We start from the raw sequence: 23076 nt of genomic DNA, 5'->3' as shown, positions 1-23076 counted from the left end.
GCGCGGTCCCCAGCCACACACACCTCATGCGCCACGAAAACCGCAAGTAGACGACCCCACCGTCAACGAGCGCACATCTACGCACTGCTCCCCCACCCAACGGCCAAAGACGCCACCCCTGCACCACGTCACCCACTCTCCGCCCCCGGCAACGCCGGGGGCTTCTTGCTGCCTGGAGGACCGACGTGCCCACCTACGAGACCATGACCCGCTTCAACAACGACCTACGCCGCCTCACCCCAGAACAGCGCCGCCGCTTCCGCCGGGCCGTCCACGCCTTCGTCCACGACCTGCGCGCCGACGGACGCTTCCGCGCCGGCCTCCGCATCAAGCAGGTCAGCGGATTCCCCGGCGTCTACGAGCTCACCTGGTCTGCGGGCACCGGCCCCGCAGGACGCGCCACCTGGCAGTACGGAGCTGCGCTCCGTCCCGGCACACCCCACGTGATCTGGCGCCGCATCGGCACCCACGACATCCTCACCGGCCCCTGACTCGAGGGGCTCGCAGCTACTTTCACGCGTGAAACCGCACCGGCACAGCAGCGATCATGAAGTGCCAGCACCACATGGACTGGCCGTAATCGTTGGGCGGGACATGAAGCACTCCAACCCCCTCCTGGACCCGCTGGCCGAAAGCGCGGTGATCGCCGTGTGCGCTCTCGCCGACGCCGCCGGACCCGACCGGTGGAGCAGCGGAGCCGTCGAGGACGCGGCCACCGCGCTGGAGGTCCTCGCCGGGGCGCTGGCCGATCTCAGCCCGGAGGCCGCCGAGCTCCTGGAGGTCGTCCCGGCCGCCGTCGCCGCGCTGCGTGAACGCGTGGAGCGCGCACCGGCCGCGGCCGCGCCATCCGGTCCGGCCGACTGCGTCGAGGACCCGGCGGTGCTGAGCACAAGACTGCGCCGGGCTCTCGCCGGGCACAGCCTCACCGGGCACCGGGTCCACCAGCTCGGCCCCGCCCTGCTGACCATCACCCTGGACGCGGCCCACGCCCAGGCCCTCGCCGTACTCCTCGCCGCCCGGCGTGAGCTCCCCCGCCAGGCGGCGGCTGCCGAGGACGAGCTCCGGTGGGGCGCGGGTCCGGCCGAGACGGCTGCGGCATCGCTCGCGGTAGCCCTGGCCTCCTACGGGTCCGGGACGTACGCCCGGGTCCTCGCCTCCGGCCAGGTCACCGCAGGGCTTACCCCGACAGCGGCCCAGCAGGTGACCGACGCGTTGAACACCCGCCCGGTCTCCACCGCCCCGCCATCACGAGCCCGACGTCGCGGGCTCGGGCACGGATGGAAGGGCATCGACGCAGGGCGTTGACCTCGGCAGCAGCAGCACGACATCCTCACCGGCCCTGGCCATCCAGCGCGACTGCGGGACCCGCAACGGCGTGGGGCCTGAACGCGAGAACCCGGACCGCGCGCGGCGCGGGCCGGGTTCTTTACGGCGTAAAGATGGGTCAGTCGTAGAGCTTCATCGCCCGGCCGACCTTGACGTAGGCGGTGGCGGCCTCGGTCTTGGGGTTGTAGAGCGTGACCGGGAGGGAGGCTGAGTACGACTCGGGGACCTTCACGTCGTCGCGGATGGTGGGCTGGACAACGAGGTCGCCGTACGCCTCTCGTACCTGCCGCTCGATGTCGTAGTAGACCTTGCCCTGGGAGATGCCTGTGACGCCCTCTCCTATGACGATCCAGTCGAGCCCCTTGCGCATGCCCATGAAGCCGAAGGACTTGTGCAGATGGGCGATCTTGTCTTCGAGCGCCGTCAGTCCGCGCGCTTCCTTCTCCTGGCTCTTGGTGCAACCGACGATCTCGGTACCGGCGATGAGTGCGCCCTGGGTGCCCAGATCCAGGTTGCCGGGGCAGTCGAGCAGGATGACGTCGAACCGTCCGAGCAGCTGCGGGAGTAGTCGTTGGAGCCACATCTCCCGTGCGGTGACTCCCGCGAGCTTGACGCTGAGGGTGTCGAGCTTGGCGGATTCCAGGATGAGCCAGAGGCCCGGGATGGGCTTGCCGGTCTTGCTGTGCCGACCGGGTACGAGCGCTTCCTCAAGGGTGCAGAGCTCGTCGATGACGTCGATGAGGGTGGCCAGGTTCTCGTCGGCATCCGGGTTGTCATAACCAAGGAGGCGAGAGACATCCCGCTGCCGGTCCAGTCCGATCACGCAGACTGTACGGCCGTGCGCGGCGGCCTGCTCGGCGAGGGCTGCGGCCAGGGTGCTCTTGCCGGAGCCGGCGGAGCCACTGGCGAGCGTGAGGACGCGGGTGGTGCGGCCCGTGTCGGGGGGTGGGACCAGGGTGTCGGTGCTCATGTGTCCTCCGCTCTACGCCGTCGGAGCGGGCTCGGCGTCGGTGGGGTGGTAGTCGGTGTGCGTCTCCAGCCAGTCCGCGTACGCGCGGGCGTGGGTGGAGTCGGTGCCGCTGGCGCGCGTCAGGTGGAGTTCGCAGTGGGCGAGCGCCAGCGCGAGGGCACCCTGCTTCTGGCGGTCGGTGCCCTCCTCGCCAGACAGGGTTGCCAAGTCCAGCGTGGAGGATCCCACGCCGGCTTCGGTGAGCCACTGCCCGGCGAGCGCAACAGCTTCGTCGGGATCGGCCGGAACTTGGGCGGCGACGATGGAGAGGCGGGCGAGGTCGCCGGCGCCTGTGGCAACGGCGAGAAGGCAGGCTTCGCGCCTGGCCTTCACCTCGATGTCCTCCAGCGGGGCGCGGAGCCCGTCACCGGATCCTCCCTGGGCGGGCACCTTGCTGGCCTTCTTCGGCTTGACCTGCTTCCCAGTCGCCGGATCGGCGGCGCGGTCCGCGGCGCGCTCCGCGACTTGCCACGCCTTGAGCTGCTGGTCGCGGTCCTTGATCTTGCCGAGGTCGCGGGCGAGCTCGATGGTCATGCCGGGGGCCCGCGTCTCGAGCGCCTGGCGGACCTCAGGCTGAAGGTGGTGGAGGCGACGGCGCTGGGAGACCCACCCAGCGGTCTTGCCCAGCTTCTTGGCGACGGCGTCGTAGGTGCCGAGCTCCGCCTTGAGCTCCTCGATCGTGGCGAGCTCTTCGAAGGGCTTGAGCTCCTCACGGGCGATGTTCTCGGTGGCGGCCGCGACGAGGATGTCCTCCCGCGTCTTCAGCTTGATGCCCACGTGAACAGGCAAAGCCGCCAGCCCCGCCTGATGTGCGGCAGCCAGACGGCGGTTGCCGCCGATGACCACGTACGCCCCATCCGGGAGCTCGGCCGCATCCTCTGGGAAGGCAGCCCGGAACGTCTCCACAGGGATGACGAGGCACGGTTGCAGCACTCCCGTCGTCTCGTAGGTGTCCGCGAGACCTTCGACGCCTTCCATGTTCCGGCGGGCGTTGCGCGGGTTGTGCACAAGAGAGCTGAGGGGCAACTCCGGGGTGGCGTTCGCACCGTCGGCCGACGCTCCTTGCGGGTTCGCCGCAGCTTCCTCCTGCGCCCGCTGGGCCGCGAGCTGCTTCCGCCGCTCCGCCAGGGAGAGCCCGTCGTTCTGTGCGCCGGCCATTCGTACTCCAGATAGGTCTTGCTGCTGTCTCGGCCTGGAGCTTAGCGACCACCAGGGGTGGGCCCGTGACATAGCGCGGTCTTTACGCCGTAAAGAGCGAAGACATGCCGGGCTCGGCGGCCCCCAGCCACTCCGTCGAAGGCGCGAACACGCCGCGGGACTGGCGGATGTGTCCGCACATCAACCCGCCGTACAGGCGCCGCGGCGGGGAACATCCCAGGCAGCCCGAGACGGCGTCTTCTTTACGCCGTAAAGAAGAGTCGGGCGGCGACCTGGCCTCGCCACAGGACCCCTGAAACGCGAAAAGGCCCGGCCTCCCGCGCGATTGCGGGAGGCCGGGCCTTCGGCGGTTCGGCTGTCAGCACGCCCAGGTTGCGGGCGCATCTTCGTCGGGGTTGGGGATGCCGGCTGCGGTCACCAGGGCGGCAGGGTGCCGCAGGACGGTGATCGGGATGGCGCCGGGCTCGGCGGCCGAAGCCCAGACCATGCGCCAGGTGTCGTCCCACTCGCATCCGCAGCCGTGGTCCGGGTGCGGATGCCGTAAGAACACACCCCAGGTGAGAACGGCACGTGGAATGCGGGGGATGAGCACGGAGGGGTCGTCGCCGGGGTAGAGATGCAGGTTCCGCCAGCCGTGGACCCTGGCCATGTACGCGGCGGCGGCCTCGATGACGTCGGCCCACCGCTGGTGCCCGAGGACGATGAAGGCCACCGGGTAGAGGTGGTCTTCGGTGGCGTCGTCGATCCCGGTGACGTACAGGTCGCGATGGGCGATGAAGCCGCTGTCGGGTGCGTCGTCGGCGCACGGCGTCCAGAGCTGTTCGACGGGGTGCGGGGTGCCGTCGTCGCCCTCGCTGGTCTCGATCTCGTAGGGGGCCGTGGTGGTCATGCGCTCGCTCCGGTGCTGGTGTCGGCCGCCTTCAGGACGCGCGGCAGATGGACGTGGAGGTGTTCGACGTCGACCTGGCGGCCGCGGGCGCGGAGTTCGCGGGCAAGCAGTTCGGTGAGACCGGATGCCCTGTGCCTACCTCCTGCACAGCCGATCGCGATCCGGCGGGGGCCGGCGGGCAGGTCGGCGTAGTCGGCGAGGTTGGCGAGGAGCTCGCGGGCGCCGGGGGTGTTGAGGACGACATCCTGGACGCGGGGGTGGAAGCCGTCGAGGTCGAGGATGTCCCGGGCGGCGGCCGGGTCGCGGAGCCGGTCGCGGACGTCTTCGATGCGGTCGGCGGCGGGCGGGACAGGGGAGCCGTCCGGGCCGGTAGGCAGGTGCAGGTAGCCGAACGAGATCAGGCGGATCGGGTACACGAGGGGACCTCCAGGTCGCGGGGGAGGGGGTAGGGCTGACGGAGTGCTTCTGGCTCGGGGTGTAGGGCGGTGACCGGCGGCAGCCACAGGTGGGCGCAGTGGCGGCAGCGGTGGTAGTGGCTCCATCCGCTGTGGTCGGGCCGCTGGGTGAACCGTGTCGAGCGGCTGATGCGGGTGCAGGCCGGGCATCGGGACGGGATCGCTATGTCCTCCCGCTCCAGCCACTCGATGGCGATGAAGGTGGCGGGCTGCGCGGTGGGGGCCTCGGGGACGGCGTCCTCGACGTACCAGGCGCAGTCGTCATCAGCCCTCGCCCTGACGGCCTGGATGTGGGTGCGCTTGGTGCCGAAGCTGAGCAGGTCGGTGAGTTCACTGGTGGGGACGATGAGCTCCCCGAGCACCCGCCGGTGGTAGGCGCCGGTGACGGCCAGGACCGTGCGGTCGGTGAGGTGGCCCAGGGCCAGGAGGCGGTCGCTCTCCTCGCCCAGTGCGGCGGCCGGGATGCCGTGCAGGTGGTCGAAGCCCGGCTCGGCGCCGGACAGAACGAACGGCTCGCCAGCGGCGGCGTCGGTGAAGGCGGTCACGGGATCTCCTTGAGTTGAGGGGGGTGGCGTCCGGGGCGGCCGGGCTCGTGGCCAGCGGCCGCCCCGGGCCGGACATGGGTGAAGCAGCCCGGCACTGGGGCGGGCCGCTTCGCGGGCGGTGTTGATCGCAGCGACGGTCAGCTGCTGGTGTCGGTGACGACGAGGAACTGGTCGGTGGTCAGGTCCATCACGACGTGGGCGTCGATGCCCTGGGCGCGCTGGGCGGCGGCGTACTCGTCGGCGGGCCAGCAGCCGCGGGGGTGGCCAGCGGGGAAACGCTCCAGGACGGTTCGGGGCGCGGCGGTGGTCATCGGTCGTCGCCGCCGTGCACGCGCTCGTGGGTGTCGATCAGGGTGGTGATGGCGTCGGGGTTGTCGGCGAGGCCAACCCACGTGCCGCGCGTGGTGAAGACAGGCACGGTGTCGATGTCGGCGTTAAAGATCACGCAGTAGTCGCCGTACCGGTCGATGACCATGTCGCTCAGGACCAGCATCGGCGCGGTGTCCAGGACCTCCAGGACTTCCACGGTGAGCCGGGCGGGCGTACCGGGGTGCTGAGGCTGGACCAGGTCGCCGGTGACGCGCAGCAGGTCGCCGGGCTGTATGCGGGTCAGCAGCTCATGGACGATCCCGGCGGCCGTGCTGGTGCAGGAGACGACCGTGTCGGGGGCGTCCTCGGGGAGGGTGTCCACGTCGACGGGGCACACGGTCAGGTCGAACATCGCGGTGCCGTGCGGGCCGGGGGCGGGGATCGCGTCGACCCAGCCGTCGACGGTGCAGTTCTTGGTGTCCATCAGCTGGCCTCCGCCAGGGTCTCGGTGGGGCGAGGGGAGCGGGGTCGGGGGGTGCGCTGCGCGAGCACCAGGAGCTCGGCGTTGCGCTTCTGCTCAGCGGGCGTGAGGGGCCGGGCCTTCGCCGCGCCGTGGCGGTGCCAGAGCGGAGAGGCCGGCGGCTCGGGGTAGGCGAGAGCGTGGTCGACGTCGCGGTCGGTGCTGCTCATGGGGGCCTCCGAGGGGAGGGGTTCAGGCGTGGGTGGCGCGCTTGGTGCTCTTGGGCTGGGTGTCGGAGGCGAAGCGGCCCTCGCGGCGGGCCTCAACGGGGTTCGCGGCGATCCAGTCCTCAGCGCACGCCTTGTGGACGGGCTCCCCTGCGTGGGAGCGCATCGGCGTGGGCTTCTCGCACAGCACGCAGGGGCGGTCCTGCCAGCGGTCGTAGTGCTGGCTGTCGCGCCATTCGAGGAGCGCGCCGGGAGCCGGGACCAGGCCCGGCTCGAACGGCGGCTTCTTCTTGGCTCGGGTGGTCACGGCCGGAAGCCGGGCAGCTGCTGGAAGACGCGCTCCAGCAGGTCCGGCTTCGGCTTCCACGGGACGACCTGTCCGCGCGCGGGGACAGGCAGGGGGAGCTCCTGGACGTCCTGGAGCACGAGGTGCCAGGCCCCGGGGTGTGCCCACGGCGAGCAGAGCGGCGCTCCCTCGAGGTCCTGGTGGCAGTCGGTGATCCGGGCGACGCCGACGACCGCGCCGGTGACCAGCTGGCGGTCGCGGATCGTGCGGCCGACCAGCGGGACGCGCAGGGCGGGCCGCTCCACGGTCTGGCTCGTGTGCAGCAGCACCCAGCCGGTCCGCCACCGGCCGGGCCGGTTCTCCACGTCCTTGGCACCGGCGAGGATGCAGGCCGCGTACGGCTGCCGGATGCTGATGCCGCGGATCCAGTCGCCCTCGGGCAGGGTCGCGATGCTCATGCGGCCCGCCCCCACACCGCCGTGCCCGGACGGCCGGCCCGGCGGCCGTTGATGGACGGCACCGTGACGTGCTGCGCCGTCGCGAGGACCGCGCGGCCGGAGTGCTTGCCGTCGTAGAGGGCGGCATCGGCGGCCCTCTGCAACGCGGTGAGGTCGCGGGAGCCGACCGAGGCCGGGGCCGCGGCGCCGACCGAGGCGGCGACGTCGACGGTGCGGCCGTCGTCCAGGGTGACCGGCGTGTGCAGCATCCGGACCAGCTGTGCGAGGCGCTGTTCACGGCGGTCGGAAGTCAGCTCCAGGACCACGGCGAACTCATCACCCCCGAGCCTGCCGATCGCGGCGCGCGGGCCCGCCCACGCGGTCAGCCGTGCGCCGATCGACGCGAGGACCGTGTCCCCGGCCGCATGTCCGAGGCCGTCGTTGATCTGCTTGAACCGGTCGGCGTCGACCATGACCACAGTCACCTTGTCGCCGTGGCGAGCCAGGAGCCGGCGGGCGCGGGCGGTGTAGGAGTCGCGGCGCAGCAGGCCCGTCAGCGGGTCGCGCTTCGTCGCGGCGAGCTTCTTGTGCAGCGCGACGGCGTGGACCACCCAGCCGGTCAGCGGCACGGCGGCGGTGGTGATCATAAGGGTGTGCGGGCCGAACCGGCCCGTCGTGTGCAGGACGAAGTCCATACTGAGGTCTCCCTCTCGTCTCGTACGGGATGGGGAAACCCCGGGGCGGCCGACTGGTTTTCCGGCCTTTGGCGGCCGTCCCGGGGCGAATTCACATCAGGCTGTTGGGGTTGACCCACGCCTTGGTCGTGGCCTTGTGCCAGTCCAGGACCCAGTCGGGACGTAGGCCGCGCGCGGCCCATCCGTCGCTGGAGTCGTCGGGGGCCGGGAGGCCGGCGGACACGTGCTGCACGGCCCGGTCGTAGGCGCTGTGCGCGGCGGCCAGGGCCTCGCTCTCACCGGCCGCGCGGCCGGTGAAGACGTGAAGACCTCGCCGTTCCTGGTCCGTTGTGTGGTGTATCGGGACGTCGACCTCGTATCGGCGCATGACGTCCAGCTCCTTCCGTGTTGAGGGACCACCGCGACCGCCCCGGCCTCCGTCGTGCGGGAGGCCGGGGCGGCACGGAGCGTCCGTCAGGCGCGGTAGGTGGGCGGGCGGACTCCGGCACGGAGTTCGCGGATGAGCGAGCAGGGGCCCTTGGTGGCGCAGTACGCGTCGTCGGTGTCCGGGAGTGCGTTGCCGGTGGTGCCCCACATGTCGCGGGCGGCCGCGTTCACGGCGCGCAGCATCTCGCCGTTGTGGGGGCGGCAGGCGCTGTTTTTGTCGCCGACGCCGTGCCGGGCGGCGCTGATGAGGTGCTGGCGGGCCTGGCGGGCGGCCCAGCGTCGGCTGCTGGGGCCGGTGTTCTCGTGGACATGCCCGCTGTCGTGGAAGGTGTCCAGGTGGCAGCCGGTGCAGTGGTGGGTGACCAGCTGCTGAGGCTCGCTGTCGGGAAGCCACTTGCCTTCGAACTCGAAGACGATGACCTCCGCACCCGGGATCTCGGTGTGCGCGAAGGCGGTGACGAGGCCGACGCCGTCCGCGATCCCGCCGCGCCCAGCCCAGTTCCAGAAGACGCGGGGAAGAAGGTCGTCCCAGCCCTTGCCGTGGGGCCACTGGGCGTACATGACGCCCTGCGAGGCGTCGAAGGTCGCGGTGCCGTCGACGTTGTCGCGCTGGTACTGCTCGATCTGGGCGATCGACCCGAAGTAGGTCGCGGAGAACTCCTCGGACTCCAGGAAGATCAGCCCGTATCCCTCGGGGCGGGTGTCGTGGCCGTTGTCCTTCAGCATCTCCACCATGTCCCCGTAGCCGGGGTTCCCGGGGGTGATAGTGGCGACGAGCGGCAGCCGGTACCGGTCGCAGCTGGTGACGTGGGCCGGGTTGGTCTCGCTGACGTGGTGCGCGGTGCCGTACGTGTTCGTGATCGTGATGCTCATGGCTGGGTGTCCTTCCCGGGGTAACAGCGGGCGCCCGGCGTGGCCGGGGCGTGGCGGGTTCGGGCTGTTCGGTGAAGCACCGGCGGTGCGGCTCACCCGCGGACCGCGTCCGCGTACTGCGCCTCCAGGTCCGCGCGGCCCTCGGGGTCGTCGTCCTGGAGGGCGTGGTCGTCGGCCTCCTGGTCGACGTCGTCGGGCCCGCCGTGGACGGTGCAGCGCACATCCGGGTCGGTCATCAGCTCGCCGGTCAGCGCGCGCAGAAGGTCGGTGACGTTGTAGGCCGGCGCCCACGCCTGGCCCTCGCATTCGGCGTCGGCCGCGCAGCCGACCAGGATGTCGAAGCCGACGTCGCCCTCGCCGTCGATGTCGTTGCGCTGGGCGAGGACGATGCGGTCGGCTCCGAGCCGGATCTCCGCGACGCGGTCGCCGCCGGCGAGCGGCGAGTTGTCGCGCCAGCGCCACATCGGCAGGATCTCGGGGCCGAAGGTGCGCCGGACCAGGAGCAGGTCGCCCAGGCCCTCGCCGTCGTCCCAGCCGAGATCCGCGCGCCGGGCATCGCTCAGCGGCTTCAGCAGCGCCTGGAGGCGGTAGACGTTCTCCGCGACGACGACGTGGTCGAACCCTTCGGCGGGCAGGCCGGGGAACGCGTCGACCATGGCGGCGTGCTGCGCCCGTACGACGTGCTCGGGCACGCGACGGTTCGCGGGCCGGCCTTCCTGACGCTCCAGGCACACGGAGAGCGGAGTCGGGACGACCAGGGCGACCGTCGGCACGCCGTGTCGGCGGGCGGTGGCGATCAGGTCGGCGCGCACGGCGAGCTCGCAATTCGTCGCGTCGACGACCGTCATCTTGCGGCGGGCGAGGCGCGCCTCGAGGACGGCCTGGAGCGCGAACACGGCGTCGCCGGTCGATTCCTGGCACCCGGCGTCGTCGCTGACCAGGGCCCTGAACCGGTCGAGCTCCAGGACCTGCGTGGCGGGCCAGGTGGAGGCCCACGTCGACTTGCCCGAACCGGCCGCGCCGATCAGGCACACCAACGAGGGCTCCGGGATCGTCGTGTCGACGGGCAGCGCGTTCTCCAGGCGGAAGGTGGTCATTCGGCTTCTCCCTGCGGGTCAAGAGCACGGGTGGCGTAGTGGGTCTGCAGGCCGGCGTTCTCGGTGATGAGGGCGGCGGCCTCGTGCAGCGGGCACGACATCTCGCCGTCGCGGTCCGGCTCGATCCGTCCGGCGGCCTGCGCGGCGACGGTGAGCAGCTGCGCGAGGGAGCCGAAGACGCCGTCCTGGCGGTGGTCCTCGTGGTGGAGCTCGCGCAGGATCTGCGCGAGCTCCTGGGCGCCGACCTCGCCGGTGAGTTCGTCCTGGATCTGCTGGAGGGCGAGCTGGACGATCCCGGCGGAAGCGCGTACCCGGTCCAGGCGGGTGCGGGTGCGGCCGGTCATCGGCTGGTGGCCTTGGTGGTGGCGACCAGGGCGGCGACGGTTTCCCAGCCGTGGTGCCAGGCGCCGTCCAGGTGGAAGGCCCCGTTGATGCCGAAGTCGGCGAGCTTGTAGAAGCCGCCCTTGCCGGTCTTGGTGGCGATCTTCTCCAGCAGGCCCTTGCCCGGGACGCGGCGGTCCGCGGCGTAGTGGGTGCCGAAGGAGATGGCGAGCGCGGCCGCGGCGGCGGCCGGGTGAACCCGGATGCCGAGCGCGCGGGCACCGGCCCCGGCCACGATCGCCTGCGTGGCCGTATAGGTCAGGCAGTGGTGCAGGCACGCGGAACGGCCGCCGGCCGTGCCGTGGGTGGTCTCCTGGCCGGTGGCCGGGTCCTTGAAGGTGACCGGGTGCTCGTCGGAGGCGCCCTTCACCCGGGCGCAGAAGTCGTTCTGGACCCAAAAATCACCGATCGCGCTCCCGGCGCGGGTCAGTCCGAGCAGGGCCGCGAAGACTGCGGGGCGATGCGTCATGCTGGATTTCTCCTGATCTCGATGGGTGAGGGAGCGGGCGGCCGGCTCTTTGCCGATGCTGCGGCCGCCCGGTGGTACCCCCGTCCCGGCCTGTGCGGCCGGGACGGGGCTCGCGCTACGCGGCCAGCCGGTGAGCGGCGGGTGCCGAGGGCGCGAAGTAGCTGCTCGGGTCCACCGGGGTGCCGTCGAAGCACTCGATGCAACAGCCGAGCTTCTTGGAGAGGCAGAAGTAGAACCGCCGCCCGCAGTCGCCGCAGGTCTGGCGTGCTGCCATCGCCTTGTCCAGGGCCCATTCCTGGGCGAGCGTCGGCGTGCGCTTGGGCACCGCCAGGTCGACGCGGAGCAGGAAGCCGCGGGTCGGGTGACGGCAGGACCACTGCGGGCGGGTCGCGCACAGCCTGCACCGCAGGATCGCGACCGGGCCCTGATTGCTGCCGGGACTCAGCTGCATGTCCCGTAACTTCCGTCTGGTCACGAGCCCTTCGGGCACTGTGCCGCGGTCGAACTCCGGCAGCGCCGCGTCACTGCGCGGCACCCTGGTCACCTCGCGGCGGCGGCGCCTCGTTCGGCGGCGCGGCATCACCGGCTCCAGGTGCCGGGCAGCCGGTCGGGGCGATACGGGTAGCGGGGTCCGGGACGCTGCGGGCGGGGCCGGCCGATCCGGCGGCGCGGGCGGGGGATGAGCACGAGCGATCTCCTCCAGTCATCGAGCGGGCAGCGCTGCGCCCCGCCGACGTCGTGCTGGTGTCGGCGGGGCGTAGCGGTGGTGCGGCTGGGTGGTGCGGCGATGCCGTGGGCCGTGCGCGCGGGTTGCTCAGCCGGAGGTTGCCGGTGCGGGCGCGGTATGGCCCGGCCGGGGGGTGGCCGGCTCCTGCCCGGGGGTGCCTGCCAGGTGGGTGCCGATCAGGTAGCCGATCACCAGCCCGCCGATACCGAAGACCTTGTGGCGGTTGACCTTCCACCAGGTCGGGGCCGGGGGCTCGGTGAGCACGCCTATGACGGTCGGGGCTTTCGCCAAGACGGGGTCTCCTTCTCATTCGCGGACGGGGGCGGTGCGTGCGGCCAGGCGGCCTGTCCGGCCCTCGCCGGACCCCGGGGTGCAGGGCGGGCGAGGACCAGGCAGGGCGTCGGGTCAGCGGGAGCGGCGAGTGCGCCGGCGGCGGGTGGCCCACTGCCGCAGCCGGTCGACGGGGCCGGGGTGGGTGTGCCGCCAGGCGGTGTCGAACACGTCGTCGCTGGTCGGGAAGGACCGGGACTCGCCGCAGCTGCACGTCCAGGCGTACGGCTCGGGGCGGGTGTCGTCGCGGGTCGCGGTGACCTTGACGGTGAGGCCGTCGTGGCTCCCGTGGAAGGTGCCGGTCCAGAACTCGGTCTTCGGCATCTGCGGCTTCATGCGGATTCCTTTCGGTGCGCGGTGGTGGTGGACGGGGTAGTGCGGTCAGCGCTGGAGCGGGTGGACGTTGTCGGGTTCGTCGTCGAAGTCGTCGCCCGCCGGGGTGGGGGCGGGGAGCGTGGCGTGCAGGTGGAGCGCGGGGCTGAACTGGTACTGCGGCGGGTGGTTGTGGACGATGGGCCGCAGGCTCAGGCCGCGCAGGGCGAAGATGCTGGCCAGGGCCCACATGAGGGCGGCGAGCCCGGTGGCGGCGGCGCGCCCTCCGGCTGGGGCGGTGGACCAGATCATGGCGAGGGTTCCGATGCCGAACAGCAGCCAGGCGATGCGGGCTCCGGCGTTGCCGAGGAACCCGCCGACCAGGCCGAGCAGGCCGGTGAGCTGCCAGAACGCGTACAGGGCGGCCGGGGCGACGGCCAGGTGCGCGGCCTGGGCGGCGAGGAACACGCGGACGGGGTGGTCGACCGTGCCCCACAGGCCGCTGCCGTCGCCGCCGCTGGTGGCCGGGACGGCGGCCAGGCCCTTGAGCGCGGCGGAGGCGAGGTCGCCAGCCGCGTCCAGCATCAGCACGATGAGGCTGAGTCCGCCGAACAGTGCCGCCGCCTTGATCCAGTTGGCGACCTCGTGCCAGCTGCTGTGCCGGACCTCGAAGACCTCCTCCCACCGCTGGTAGAGGAAGCCACCCTCCTCCCACGACTCCTTCCACGCGGCGCGCAGCCACGCGAGCCGCCCGGCGGTGTGCTCGGGGGCCGGAGGCACGGGCGGCAGCTGGTTGAGGAGGTCGAGGAAGGACGGGTTGTCCTGGCCGTTGACGGGCTTGTCGTTGTGGGTCATGGCGTAGCTGCTCCTTCTGCGAAGAAATCGGTGAGCGGTGCGGGCTGGCCGGAGCCGGTCAGCGGATCTCGTTGCGGGTGCGGGCGAAGAACGCGCCGCGCGTGGTGCTGTTGTTGTGGATCTCGGTGTGGTGGGTGACCGGACCCTCGAAGACGTTCTTGGTGACGGCCGCGCGGGCCTTGCTGATCGCGCCGCCGATGGCGGTGGCGGCCATGGCCAGGCCCGCGAACGGCAGGGTGACCATGAGGACGCTGTTCAACGTGACGGAGGCCAGGCCCTGGAGCACGAGCCAGGCCCCGCAGCCGATGCCGGTGATCCCTGCGCCGACGCCGATGGAGGCCACCGCGATCCCGGCCGCCCAGGCCGGGACGATCCGGTGGTCTTCCTGCTTCACGGGCGGGGTGGTGCCGAAGGCCGGCGGCTCGGTCTCGTCGCGGAACGAGGTGGGGTGGTGGAGTACGGGCTTGGCCGCCCAGGCGTCGATCAGGCGGCGGGCTTCGGCCGCGGCCTCGGACTCGGGCATGCCGTGCTGGGTGTGCAGGGGGTCCATGGGGTGTTCTCCGATCACGCGGAAGGGGAGCGCCCTCCTGGCCGTGGTGGCCGGGAGGGCGCGTGGGGGAGGGGCGCGCGACGTCGAAGGGCGTCGCCGGAGCGTGTCCGGCGGCGCCCTTCGGCGTTGCGTAGCAGGGGAGTTGAGGCTCGCGGGTGGGTAGGCACCGCCTACGCGCTGCGGGCATCCTCGGACCAACAGGCGTCGGGAAGGGGTTGGGGTGGAGTTCGTCTTCCAGTGCGGGTGGTGCGACGGAGACAACTTCTTCGTGGGCAGGCAGGTCGGCTTCTGGGTCGACAAGTGGGAGGTGCCCTCGGAGTGGGACTGCCGCTTCTGCGAAGGGCTCAACTACACGCCGGACCCGCCCTGGGAAGAGGCGTAGTCAGAAGCTGGAGATCAGTCCGGCGAACGAGGCGAGGCCGCTGTTGATGGCCGGGGCCAGGCCGGTCGCGGCGAGGGTGAAGCCGAACAGCGTGCAGGCCAGGGCGGAGCCGACGCGGACGTTGCCGCCCTTGATCAGGACGAAGACGATGATGCCCATCAGCACGGCGGCGGAGATGGAGAGGGCCACGGTGGTGGTGCTCCTTCACAAGGGATCGGGTGGGGCCGGCCGTGCTCGGGCAGGCCGGCCCCGGGAGTGGGTGGGTGTGATCAGGCGTCGGTGAGGCTCTTGATGGCCTCCAGCGCCTTGCGGGCAGAGACGACCTCCTGGCGACTGCCGTCCTTGGAGCCGCGGCCGCCGCCGCCCTTGCCGCCTCCGCCGCCACGGCGGCGGGAGCCGCCGTCGTCGCCGTCGTCTTCCTTGGGTTCGGGCCAGAACTCGCCGGGCCGCACGGGCTCGTTCCAGTCGAACCACAGGCCGCGCTTCTCCAGCTCACTGACCTCGTGGTCGGTGAGGTGGTTGACGTCGTCGGGGAACAGTTCGGCGAGGTCGGTGTCGAAGTCCGCGTACAGCGACCGCATCAACACCGCGCGCCCGTTGTCTAGGACCATGATGGCGACGCCGCCGGTGCTGACCCCGTTCTCCGGGTCGGCCTCGCCGCGCATGGCCCGCTCGATCGCGGACCCTTCCTGCTGGGCGTAGCGGGCCGGGATGGTCGGCACGTCGTAGGCGTTCTCCATCGTGCCCTCCGCAGCCTTGCGGGTGGCACCGGGCGAACCCATGTTGAAGATGGACGGCCGGCTGTTCTGCCGCAGGTTGTCCTTCATCTCGGTGGAGAACCCGTTGTGCGCGAACGGCGACTGCCCGGCCGGGTTGAAGCCGATCCCGTACTTCAGGCCGGTGACCGTGAGGTCATCGCCGTCCTTCTGGATGAACTCCCCGAAGTCCCCGTCCTGCGCCGCGGTCATGAACTCGTCCGCGAACACGTTCAGCTGCCGGTAGGGGCAGCGGGCATCGCCCGGCTTGTAGTCGTGCGCCTCGCCGTCGTGCGGCCAGGGCATCTCCGCGCGGATCTCGCACAGCGCCTTCGCCGCGCGCAGCGAGCGGGCCATCCACAGGGCGTTGGAGCCCTGCCGGTCGATGTACTTCCCGAGCACGGTGGTCTTCTCGTCCTTGCGGACGGTGGAGAGCCACACGACCTGCCCGGCGAGGGACATGGCGGCCATGTCGATCGCGAAGAACTGCGTCTTCCCCGACCGACTCACACCGAGGATCAGCCCGTGCCGGGCGGCGTTCTTGTCGTGCTGGAACACCATGTTCTTCACCGGCTGGCCGGTGATGGTGTACCCGCACACGTACATGCCCTTCGCGTCCGGGGTGAGCAGCTCCCGGGTGGCGGGGAAGATCGCGGACAGCGGGGGCTTGTCGAACGCGCTGATGAGGAACTCGATGCCGTCGATGAGGACGAACACGCAACTGTCGTCCTCGGGCAGGCCCAGGCCGCGGCAGACCTTCGCCAGGTCGATACGCGGGGACGTGGTGGCGTCGGCCATCTTCGCCCGGTAGAAGGTGACCCCCCGGACGCCGTCGCGGGTCTTGTGGACCAGCTCGGAGCCGGGGGCGCCGCCCTTGGGCGAGCCGACCTTGTCCGTCCAGCGCTCCTGGTCGGTGGGGGCCTTGCGGCGCCGCTGGTTGGCGTCGGGGGTGATGTGGGCCTCCAGCCAGCCGGGGCCGCCCTGGCGGCCGGGCTGGATGGCGACCTCCGCCAGGACGACGTCGCCGGAGTGCACGGCGAACGGTGCGGCGACGGCGGCCTCGGTGAGGCCGGTGATCGGCCGTCCGGTCTCCGAGGCGCGCAGCAGGATCGTCATGTCGTGCTGCTGGCCGGGGTGCCGGGTGGCCTTGACGATGTGCGTACGGCCGGGCATCCCGGCCTGCTCCCACAGCATCCGCGCGTCGCGGGTGAGCAGGTCGGCTCCGTCGTCCTGGACGACCGGCTCCTCGAGGACTTCGACGGGCGCCGACTGCGGGACGGGCGCGGCCAGCGCGGGGCGGTGACGGCGACGGGCGTGCCGGGAGAAGGGCATCACCAGGTAGCCGGCCGCCGCCCATGTGGCCGCGAGCAGCCCGTCCAGCCAGTACGGGCCGAAGCCGCCGGTGTGCCCGGCGGTGACGTCGATGGCGGCGGCCAGGACCAGCGGGGACCAGCGCAGGATCTTGCGTCCGGCGCCGGGCTCATCGCTCTTGGCGGCGAGGAACCAGCCGCCGATCCCGGCCGCGCCAGCCAGCTGCACGACCTGGTTGACGGGGCTGTCGGGGTAGATGTTCGGGGCCACGGCCAGCACGGGCGCGGCGAGGGTGTAGGCGAGGCGTTCGAGCGCGACGCTGCGCGGCGTGGTCATGGCTTCTCCTTCGCAGAACAGCCGCGGGCGGCCCCGCGAGGTGTGCGGGGCCGCCCGTGGCGGGGTGGGTGGGGGAGGGGGTCAGCGGTTGAAGAACCCGGGTCGGGGCGTCTTCTCCCGCCGGTTGGAACGGATGTCGTCCAGCGCGCCGTAGAGCTTGGAGTGGGTGCGCTTGGTCTCGTGGGTGAGGTCGGCGGTCTCCTGCGCCGTCTCGTACAGCTTCTTGACCTGCACCCCGGCGCCCCCGAGGGCGACACCGACGTTGCTGGTCAGCTCCACGAACTTCGGGTCGAGTTCGGCGTTGTCGACGTCGCGGGCCGCGTCCTCGGCACGCTTGGCGTTCCTGCGGACGCTGCGCACGAGCTCCTCCAGGCCGAGCCCGGCGTCATCCAGCGCGCGCCCGAGGGCGTCGAGCTTGGCCTGGACGGCCTTATAGCGGTTGTCGCCGTCGGCCACGGCGGGTGCCGCGCCGCTGGGGCGGGGTGCGAGATCGCTGCTCATCAGCGGGTTTCCTCCCTCTGCTTAGTCGTGGTGGGCGGCGGCGGACACGTAGTTCAGGCCCGCGTCTTCCTTCGCGGCCATGTCCTCGCCGTACACGCGGGCGACCATCGCGGCCGCGAGCTTGGCGGCCTCAAGGGCCAGCCCGCACTCGGTCGCGCACCGCTCCGCCTGCTGCTTCATGCGGGCCGCGGAGTCGGCCAGGTCCGAGATCAGCTCGGTGACCTCGGTGGTGACGTTGTGGTCGCCGACCAGGTCGGTGGCCATGTCCCGCAGGGCGTCGGCCACCTTGTCCAGGGCCTCCGCGAGGGCTTCGGCCCGCTCCTGGTCGGAGGCGGCCTGGATGGCGATGTTCGCCATCTCCACCAGGTAGTCGTCGAACGTGATGTCCGTACGGTGCTGGGCGCCGAGGCCGCCCCCGCCGGACGGCCTGCTGACCTGCGAGCTGCTCACGCTGCTCCCTTCCGTGGCTGTCGGCCGACTGGTGCCGGGCCGTGCGGTGTGCTGCTCCGGCGCGGGCGGCAGGCCCCGCACGCCGGCCGTCAGGGCCCCAGGAGCGTCGGGGACGATGTCCGCGTCGACGATGTCGTCGCCGCCCGTGGCGCCGGTGCGCGGCGGGCTGGTGGGATGGTCGGGCCACTCCACCGTCGGGGTGGAGTCCTCCTCACCGAACGGGCTGTCCGCCGGACGGCCACGCCGACCGGCGCGCCCCGTACGACCGCGCCCCGTCCGACCTGTGCGCCCGGCGCGGCGGGAACGTCCGCGCCGACCGGTGCCGCTGCTGGCGCCGGTACGCCGGCGCCGGAACCAACGCCGCTTCTTCCCGCCGTCAGACGCCCCGTCACCGGCCGTGGAATCCGTCCCCGGCGTATCACCCGCCGTGCCGTCCTTCGCGGCGCCGGAGGCCCCGTCAGGAGCGTCCTTGGCGGTCTTGGCGTCCTTGCCGTCGGTGCCCTTGGCCTTGGAGTCCTTGTCCTTGGTCAGGTTCACCTTCTCGGTGCCGGCCGCCTTGGCGTCCTTCGCCTCCTGCGCGGCCTTCGCGTCGGCACGCCGCTTGTCGAAGCGGCGCTGGGCTTCCTCGCCGACGGCCTTGCCCAGCGTGGTGCGGCCCGGGTCGGCCGACGCCGCGGCTTCCCGCTTCGCCTTCCGCGCCTCAGCCCGCTGCGCCTTCTTGGCCCGGCGGTCCTCCCACGCCTGCTGCCGCTGCGCGCGGCCCTGGTCGCGGTCCTTGGACCGGTCCGCGACACCGGCGGCGTGCCCGGCGCTGCGCCGCTCCTGCCGCCCGGCCTGGCGGACCCCGGCGCGCTCCTGGCGGCCGCGGGCCCGCTCGATACGGGCGCCGGACGACTGACTTGCCCTGTCGTCCTTCGAGTTGCCCCGCCCGGAGCCGCCAGAGCCCGTCTGAGAGCCCTTCGAGCCCCCGGACGAACCGCTGCGCCCGGAACCGGCTGAACGGCCGCCAGAGCCCGACTGAGGGCCCTTCGTGCCGCCCTTGCCGCCGCCGCTCCCGGACCCCGAACGGCCGCCGGGGCCGCCGGAGTTGGAACCGCGCGAGCCGCCAGACCCCTTCGGCCCGGCACCCGAGTTATTGCGGGACGGCCCGCTGCCGCCACCGCCGCGCGAGGACCCGCCCCCGCCGCCGGCCTTCGAGCGGCCCTTGTCCGCACCCAGGCCGGAGGAAGACGACTTCGTACGGTCGGCATCCGCCTTTCCGCGCGCCGCCGCCTTGTCGCCCTTCGCTTTCATCATCGCGGCGTGGAGCTTTCCGTTCTGCTCCATCATCGCGACTTCCTGCGCGGTGCGGCCCTCCAGCAGCGCCGCCTTCCGTGCTATTTCAGCCTCACGGAAAGGCGCTTCGCTTTCCTGGTTGTACCGCGCCATTTCCAGGCGAAATTCCAACCAGTCACCGAGACGGTCGGCGAGAGAACGGGGCTGCTCGTATTCGCCTTCCTCGTATTCGCCTTCATATTCATCGACTTCCGGCGCGGCAATTCCCTCGGAACGCAGCGCCGCCGCCGGATTGGGAGCAGCCGGAATCGCGGGAAGCTCCATCGTGGTCTCCTCCGGACTCTCCGGGGGAGCCGCCGGAATGTCTTCCGGCGGCGGAATGGTGTCGATGAAATCCGGGATCGACGGCAGCGTGTAGGTGGAATCGCCGCTCCACGGACCGTGGACCAGGGTCCCGCCGCCGGTGTCGTCGGACTCGTCGGACACGGGGCACCTCCCCTCCTGGGGACTTGACAGACAGTGGGGTCTCGTGTGCACGCGCGTGCACGTGCACGTGTGCACGCTTTACGCGCGCGAGGCCCCGCCGGAGCCCGGCGGGGCCTTCATGGGGTGACGCTCAGCTACGCGGGCCGTGCTGCTTCAGGACGGTGTCCGCGTACTGCATGAGGTGGTCGAACAACCGCGGGTCGCCCGCCTGCCGCTTCTCCAGGACCAGCTTGAAGAGGCGGCAGACCAGCGTGAATGCGGTGACGACATCACCGCGTCCCGCTTTTACGTCCCGGCTGATTTCGGTTCGAGTAACGCGGAGCCAGAATTCCATCCGGCCGATTTCCCCGCGACTTTCGATCGCCTTGCGCTCTTCTTCCTGCAGCCAGCCGTTCCGCCCTTGGATCGAGCGTTCGGTACTGCTGAGGGGGCGCGTCACGCCGACTCCCTCTTACCGAGGTCGTAAATCGACGTGGGACCACCATAGCCGGAATTCTGGTTCTGCGCACCCTGTTGGGGCGGCGGGGGTGCGGCCTGGAGGGTCGGCGGGTTCTTCTTCCGCTGCCTTTCGATCTCCTTTTCCTTCCTGTCCTTCGCCGTATTCACGACGGATTCGTCGTGGGCGCGGCGCTTGTAGGCGCTCTTTTCCAGGCCCTCGGTCAGGTTGTTGAGGTTCTTGAGCACGTTACCGAGGGCCTTTTCGACGGGCATCGCGCGCAGCCGGGCGTGGTACCAGCGGTCGCCCTCCACGTTCGTGCCGCGCAGGTGCACGCGGGTCTCGAGCGCGAGGGTCTCCAGGTTCTTGCCGATGTCCAGCAGGACCCGCTGAACGTCGGCCAGGTACCGGGCGGTTGCCTCCGGGCTCTGCGCCACGTCGCGCAGGGGGGAGTAGTTCGGGTCGTTGCCGTTCATGCGAGAAGACCTCCAGGTCTCGGGGGTTGGGGAGGGGGAGTCCGTCCCCGAGGCTGTTGCGCGGGGTGGTGATCGGAGCGATTTCGTCCGCGCCCCGCTCGGGGCGGGGTGCGGGCGAGCGGCCTGCCGGCCGTGGCCGTCACCGGTCCGCGCTCAGGGTGCGAGCGCGGACCGGGGGCGACCATGTGCGGCAGGACGGTTGTGCGGGCGGTCCGGTCAGCGGACCGTGTGCTGCTTGAGGGCGACGGCGATCTGTCCGGCGCGGTCCGTGGCGATGGTGCCGCCCTCGGTCCGGACCGCCTTGGCGATGTTGGACCGGTTCAGCGGCTCGCCCTCGGTCCGGAGCCGGTCCAACGCGGTCCGCTCCTGGTCCGTGAGCGTGATGACCGTGAGGTCCGGACCGCTGTCCTCGCCCCGGTCCGGACCGGCAACGCCTTCCGGGTCCTCCTGGTCGCCCGGTCCGGTGCGGTCCGGCTCCTGCGGTCCGGGACCGGCATCGGCGGTCCGGACCGTCACCCCCCGGCTGGCTGCCGGGCCCTGGGTGGCGGGCACGGTCCGGGACCCACGGTCCGGACCGGGTCCGGTCCGCAGGTCAGCGCCCTGCGGTCCGGCCGGACCGGCCTCCAGGGCGAGCGCCGGTCCGCCGGTCCGGTCCGTGGCTCCTACGGTCCGGACCGGACCGTGGACCGCGTTTCGGTCACCCGGACCAGACCGGACCGGATACCCGCCGTGCTGGACCGGGCGGACCGGAACCAGGCTGTCCAGCGGTCCGGGCCGGTCCGTGCGGGTCAGGGTGAGGACGGTGGGGATGGCGGCCGGTCCGTGGTCGTCTGCCGCAAGGCGGGGGACGACGACCCGGTGCCGGGCCAGACCGGTCCGGTCCGCCTTGCGGTCCGCGAGCTCGGCGGCGGCTGCGGTCCAGGCCCGGTCCAGCGTGGTCAGGCACGGGTCCGTGATCGCGAGCGACCATGCGGTCCAGCTGTGGACCGGGTAGCGGAACCAGCGGACCGCCCCGATCGACGGGCGGGCCTTGGCGACCTTGCCGTCCTCACGGAGCTTGCGGCGGTGGATCAGGGAGGCGTACAGCTCCCACAGCACCATCCCCACGATGCTCATCGCGGCGAACGCCACCGCCTTCGGGGTGAAGTGCCAGTAGGTGATCTGCTCCGTCCAGATCCCCGCCTTCGCGTCCCAGACCCGGCTGCCCTCCTTCGGCATCCCGGAGGCGTGCCAGAAGTTCATGACCGCCGCCCCGAGGGCGAAGATCCAGGTGCTGACGCGGTAGAGGGTTCCGGCGTCGCCGCCCTGGCGGGCCTGGTGGTACATCCAGCCCACGAACGCTGTGCTGAGTTCCCAGGCGGCGGCGAACAGGATCGTGAAGGGGACGACCCAGCCGAGGATGTCCTCGGCGAACCCGGCCTGGCCCGTCCACGCGACGGCCATCGGGGCGGTGATCGGACCGATCACCATCAACCGCTCCGCGTTGACCTTCACGAACTGCTTCACGCGGTCGGACACGGCCGGCTTCCCGGCGCGGTCCGCGGCCCGCAGCTCCCGGAGCTTCGCCTTGCGGGCCTCCTTCGCGTCCCGGCGCTCCCCTTTCGCCTCAAGCTTGAGGCGCTTGCGCTCCAACGCCTGCTCCGTGCGGTTGGTGGCGCGCGCCATGCGAGCGCCAGCCTCGGCCACCATGTCGTCGGCGGCCTTCAGCGTGACCTGCGCGTCCGCTTCCCGCAGCCGGGCCTGCGCCAGCGCCTGCTCGGCCTCCTTGAGATCCGCGTCCCGCTTGGTGCGGGCAGCGGCCAGGATGCGCTCGGCCTCCTCGCGGGCGGTGCGGGCCAACCGCTCGGCGTCCTCGGCCGCCGTCGCCCGCAGCCGGCCGATGTCCTCTTTGGCCAGCATCCGCGTACGCGCCGCATCCGCACGGGACGCCTCCCGCTCGCGGGCAGCGTCCTCACGCAGCTCGGCAGCCGCCTTCTCAGCCCCGGCCTTCACCTGCGCGGCCTGGGCTCCCGCGCTCTCGCGCAGCCGCTCGGCCTCGCCCCGCGCCTGCTCCAGGAGCTCGTCGGCGTCGGTCGCGGCGCGGGTGCGGGTCTCCACCGCGGTGCGCTCCGCAGCCGCCAGCAGCTCGGTGCGCACCGTCTCCGCGTCGGCGAGGGCCTTCGCGGCACTCTGCGCGGCCTCGGTGCGGACCTGCTCCGCCTGGGCGGTCGCCGTGGTGGCGACCTCCTGCGCCTGGCGGTGGGCGTCGGCGAGCAGCTGCTCGGCAGCCGCGTTGGCACCGGCGAGGACCTGGTCGGCCTCCCCGGCCGCCGTCGCCGTGACGGCGTCGGCTTCCGTGCGCGCGTTGGCGAGCAGCTGCTCCGCCGTCGCTTCGGCGGCGGCGCGGACCTGGTCGGCGTCGGCGGCCGCGGTGGTGGCGGCCTCCGTGCGGACCCGGTCGGCGTCCGTCGCGGCGGCGGCCAGGAGGCGGGCCTGCTCCGCGTTGGCGGCCTCGGTGATCGAGGCCGCCTCGGTGCGGGCGCCGTCCAGCAGCTCGGTGGCGAGCACCTGGCCGTCGGCGAGGATGCGCGCGACGTCGTCGGCGGCCTGGTCCCGGAGGTCGGCGGCGCGGTCAGCGGCGTCGGCCAGGACCGGGTCGGCCTCCGGGAAGACCAGCGGCACCGTCTCCTCGGGGGCGGCGGCCTGGGCGGGAACGGAGGCCGGCGTCGCCGGTGCCTTGGCGCGCCCGTTGCGGGGCTTCGGGTTCGCCGCGGGGCGCCGGCGGCGGGCGGCGGGCTTGGTGGCCACGGAATGTCCTCTCTCTTCCGGGCGCCTCCGAGAAGGGGCACCGTGGATCTACGGCGATGGGTAAG

General features: G+C 72.1%; 31 protein-coding genes. 3 read left to right on the top strand and 28 right to left on the bottom strand.

Going from position 1 to position 23076, the window contains the following annotated elements; translation table 11 throughout:
- The first annotated feature begins 185 nt into the window (after window positions 1–185).
- Both ACODT5_RS00505 and ACODT5_RS00500 read left to right on the top strand, forming a co-directional pair.
- The gene (locus ACODT5_RS00505; protein WP_422517129.1) at window positions 186–491 is read left to right on the top strand and encodes a hypothetical protein; all 306 of its coding nucleotides are present in this window, start codon (window positions 186–188) and stop codon (window positions 489–491) included.
- Between the two features lie 103 nt (window positions 492–594).
- Complete coding sequence (locus ACODT5_RS00500) at window positions 595–1305, top strand: hypothetical protein (protein WP_422517128.1); 711 nt, start codon at window positions 595–597, stop codon at window positions 1303–1305.
- A gap of 139 nt (window positions 1306–1444) precedes the next feature.
- Here ACODT5_RS00500 and ACODT5_RS00495 read toward each other — a convergent pair whose 3' ends face one another.
- The 21 genes from ACODT5_RS00495 to ACODT5_RS00395 all read right to left on the bottom strand — a co-directional run bounded on the left by ACODT5_RS00495 (window position 1445) and on the right by ACODT5_RS00395 (window position 13816).
- A complete protein-coding gene (locus ACODT5_RS00495) occupies window positions 1445–2296 on the bottom strand; it encodes a ParA family protein (RefSeq protein WP_422517127.1) in 852 nt (283 codons plus the stop codon).
- Window positions 2297–2308: 12 nt separating this feature from the next.
- Window positions 2309–3493, bottom strand: coding sequence for a ParB/RepB/Spo0J family partition protein (locus tag ACODT5_RS00490; RefSeq protein WP_422517126.1), 1185 nt, complete (start codon window positions 3491–3493; stop codon window positions 2309–2311).
- Between the two features lie 358 nt (window positions 3494–3851).
- Window positions 3852–4382: a hypothetical protein gene (locus ACODT5_RS00485; RefSeq protein ID WP_422517125.1), complete on the bottom strand. Its 531-nt coding sequence runs from the start codon at window positions 4380–4382 to the stop codon at window positions 3852–3854.
- Window positions 4379–4798: a RapZ C-terminal domain-containing protein gene (locus ACODT5_RS00480; RefSeq protein ID WP_422517124.1), complete on the bottom strand. Its 420-nt coding sequence runs from the start codon at window positions 4796–4798 to the stop codon at window positions 4379–4381. The genes ACODT5_RS00485 and ACODT5_RS00480 overlap by 4 nt, the downstream gene beginning before the upstream one ends.
- Window positions 4780–5382, bottom strand: coding sequence for a hypothetical protein (locus ACODT5_RS00475; RefSeq protein ID WP_422517123.1), 603 nt, complete (start codon window positions 5380–5382; stop codon window positions 4780–4782). Before ACODT5_RS00475 ends, ACODT5_RS00480 begins: the two co-directional genes overlap by 19 nt.
- Before the next feature lie 137 nt (window positions 5383–5519).
- Window positions 5520–5693 carry a hypothetical protein gene (locus ACODT5_RS00470; RefSeq protein WP_422517122.1) on the bottom strand — a complete coding sequence of 58 codons (174 nt, stop codon included), beginning with the start codon at window positions 5691–5693 and terminating at the stop codon, window positions 5520–5522.
- Window positions 5690–6175: a hypothetical protein gene (locus ACODT5_RS00465; RefSeq protein WP_422517121.1), complete on the bottom strand. Its 486-nt coding sequence runs from the start codon at window positions 6173–6175 to the stop codon at window positions 5690–5692. Before ACODT5_RS00465 ends, ACODT5_RS00470 begins: the two co-directional genes overlap by 4 nt.
- Window positions 6175–6381: a hypothetical protein gene (locus ACODT5_RS00460; protein ID WP_073920992.1), complete on the bottom strand. Its 207-nt coding sequence runs from the start codon at window positions 6379–6381 to the stop codon at window positions 6175–6177. The genes ACODT5_RS00465 and ACODT5_RS00460 overlap by 1 nt, the downstream gene beginning before the upstream one ends.
- 22 nt (window positions 6382–6403) lie before the next feature.
- A complete protein-coding gene (locus tag ACODT5_RS00455) occupies window positions 6404–6685 on the bottom strand; it encodes a hypothetical protein (protein WP_385322500.1) in 282 nt (93 codons plus the stop codon).
- Entirely contained in the window at window positions 6682–7122 is a 441-nt protein-coding gene (locus tag ACODT5_RS00450; RefSeq protein ID WP_422517120.1) for an ASCH domain-containing protein, read from the bottom strand. Before ACODT5_RS00450 ends, ACODT5_RS00455 begins: the two co-directional genes overlap by 4 nt.
- A complete protein-coding gene (locus tag ACODT5_RS00445) occupies window positions 7119–7796 on the bottom strand; it encodes a GGDEF domain-containing protein (RefSeq protein ID WP_422517119.1) in 678 nt (225 codons plus the stop codon). Before ACODT5_RS00445 ends, ACODT5_RS00450 begins: the two co-directional genes overlap by 4 nt.
- A 91-nt stretch (window positions 7797–7887) precedes the next feature.
- Entirely contained in the window at window positions 7888–8163 is a 276-nt protein-coding gene (locus ACODT5_RS00440) for a hypothetical protein (protein WP_422517118.1), read from the bottom strand.
- An 86-nt stretch (window positions 8164–8249) separates the two neighbouring features.
- Window positions 8250–9095: a hypothetical protein gene (locus tag ACODT5_RS00435; RefSeq protein ID WP_422517117.1), complete on the bottom strand. Its 846-nt coding sequence runs from the start codon at window positions 9093–9095 to the stop codon at window positions 8250–8252.
- 92 nt (window positions 9096–9187) lie between these two features.
- Window positions 9188–10192 (bottom strand): AAA family ATPase, encoded by a 1005-nt coding sequence (locus ACODT5_RS00430; RefSeq protein ID WP_422517116.1) that lies wholly within the window; start codon window positions 10190–10192, stop codon window positions 9188–9190.
- Window positions 10189–10536, bottom strand: a complete 348-nt coding sequence (locus tag ACODT5_RS00425; RefSeq protein WP_422517115.1) for a hypothetical protein — start codon at window positions 10534–10536, stop codon at window positions 10189–10191. Before ACODT5_RS00425 ends, ACODT5_RS00430 begins: the two co-directional genes overlap by 4 nt.
- Window positions 10533–11042 (bottom strand): hypothetical protein, encoded by a 510-nt coding sequence (locus ACODT5_RS00420; RefSeq protein ID WP_422517114.1) that lies wholly within the window; start codon window positions 11040–11042, stop codon window positions 10533–10535. Before ACODT5_RS00420 ends, ACODT5_RS00425 begins: the two co-directional genes overlap by 4 nt.
- A 115-nt stretch (window positions 11043–11157) precedes the next feature.
- Window positions 11158–11622, bottom strand: a complete 465-nt coding sequence (locus ACODT5_RS00415; protein WP_422517113.1) for an RRQRL motif-containing zinc-binding protein — start codon at window positions 11620–11622, stop codon at window positions 11158–11160.
- 234 nt (window positions 11623–11856) lie between these two features.
- Window positions 11857–12060 (bottom strand): hypothetical protein, encoded by a 204-nt coding sequence (locus tag ACODT5_RS00410; RefSeq protein ID WP_422517112.1) that lies wholly within the window; start codon window positions 12058–12060, stop codon window positions 11857–11859.
- A 114-nt stretch (window positions 12061–12174) separates the two neighbouring features.
- On the bottom strand, window positions 12175–12435 hold the full coding sequence (locus ACODT5_RS00405) for a hypothetical protein (protein WP_422517111.1): 261 nt from the start codon (window positions 12433–12435) through the stop codon (window positions 12175–12177).
- Between the two features lie 45 nt (window positions 12436–12480).
- The gene (locus ACODT5_RS00400) at window positions 12481–13266 is read right to left on the bottom strand and encodes a hypothetical protein (RefSeq protein ID WP_422517110.1); all 786 of its coding nucleotides are present in this window, start codon (window positions 13264–13266) and stop codon (window positions 12481–12483) included.
- 58 nt (window positions 13267–13324) lie between these two features.
- A complete protein-coding gene (locus tag ACODT5_RS00395; RefSeq protein ID WP_138899410.1) occupies window positions 13325–13816 on the bottom strand; it encodes a hypothetical protein in 492 nt (163 codons plus the stop codon).
- 220 nt (window positions 13817–14036) lie between these two features.
- Between ACODT5_RS00395 and ACODT5_RS00390 the strand changes: the two genes are divergently transcribed.
- The gene (locus ACODT5_RS00390; protein WP_327379000.1) at window positions 14037–14198 is read left to right on the top strand and encodes a hypothetical protein; all 162 of its coding nucleotides are present in this window, start codon (window positions 14037–14039) and stop codon (window positions 14196–14198) included.
- Here ACODT5_RS00390 and ACODT5_RS00385 read toward each other — a convergent pair whose 3' ends face one another.
- From ACODT5_RS00385 to ACODT5_RS00355, 7 genes are all read right to left on the bottom strand, one after another.
- Window positions 14199–14387 (bottom strand): hypothetical protein, encoded by a 189-nt coding sequence (locus tag ACODT5_RS00385; protein ID WP_138899411.1) that lies wholly within the window; start codon window positions 14385–14387, stop codon window positions 14199–14201.
- Between the two features lie 80 nt (window positions 14388–14467).
- Window positions 14468–16600: a chromosome segregation protein ParM gene (locus ACODT5_RS00380; RefSeq protein WP_422517109.1), complete on the bottom strand. Its 2133-nt coding sequence runs from the start codon at window positions 16598–16600 to the stop codon at window positions 14468–14470.
- Between the two features lie 81 nt (window positions 16601–16681).
- Window positions 16682–17101: a conjugal transfer protein TraB gene (locus ACODT5_RS00375; protein ID WP_138894302.1), complete on the bottom strand. Its 420-nt coding sequence runs from the start codon at window positions 17099–17101 to the stop codon at window positions 16682–16684.
- A 21-nt stretch (window positions 17102–17122) separates the two neighbouring features.
- Complete coding sequence (locus ACODT5_RS00370; protein WP_422517108.1) at window positions 17123–19312, bottom strand: ATP/GTP-binding protein; 2190 nt, start codon at window positions 19310–19312, stop codon at window positions 17123–17125.
- 130 nt (window positions 19313–19442) lie between these two features.
- On the bottom strand, window positions 19443–19751 hold the full coding sequence (locus ACODT5_RS00365) for a hypothetical protein (RefSeq protein ID WP_138894301.1): 309 nt from the start codon (window positions 19749–19751) through the stop codon (window positions 19443–19445).
- Window positions 19748–20224, bottom strand: a complete 477-nt coding sequence (locus ACODT5_RS00360) for a hypothetical protein (RefSeq protein ID WP_362910318.1) — start codon at window positions 20222–20224, stop codon at window positions 19748–19750. Before ACODT5_RS00360 ends, ACODT5_RS00365 begins: the two co-directional genes overlap by 4 nt.
- A 216-nt stretch (window positions 20225–20440) precedes the next feature.
- A complete protein-coding gene (locus ACODT5_RS00355) occupies window positions 20441–23011 on the bottom strand; it encodes a hypothetical protein (RefSeq protein WP_422517107.1) in 2571 nt (856 codons plus the stop codon).
- Between the last annotated feature and the right edge of the window lie 65 nt (window positions 23012–23076).

It is taken from the genome of Streptomyces tatrensis (assembly GCF_049310065.1).
In the GTDB taxonomy this organism is placed as follows: Bacteria; Actinomycetota; Actinomycetes; order Streptomycetales; family Streptomycetaceae; genus Streptomyces.
The sequence above is the reverse complement of the archived record's forward strand: the minus strand, read 5'-3'. Positions and strand labels throughout refer to the sequence as shown.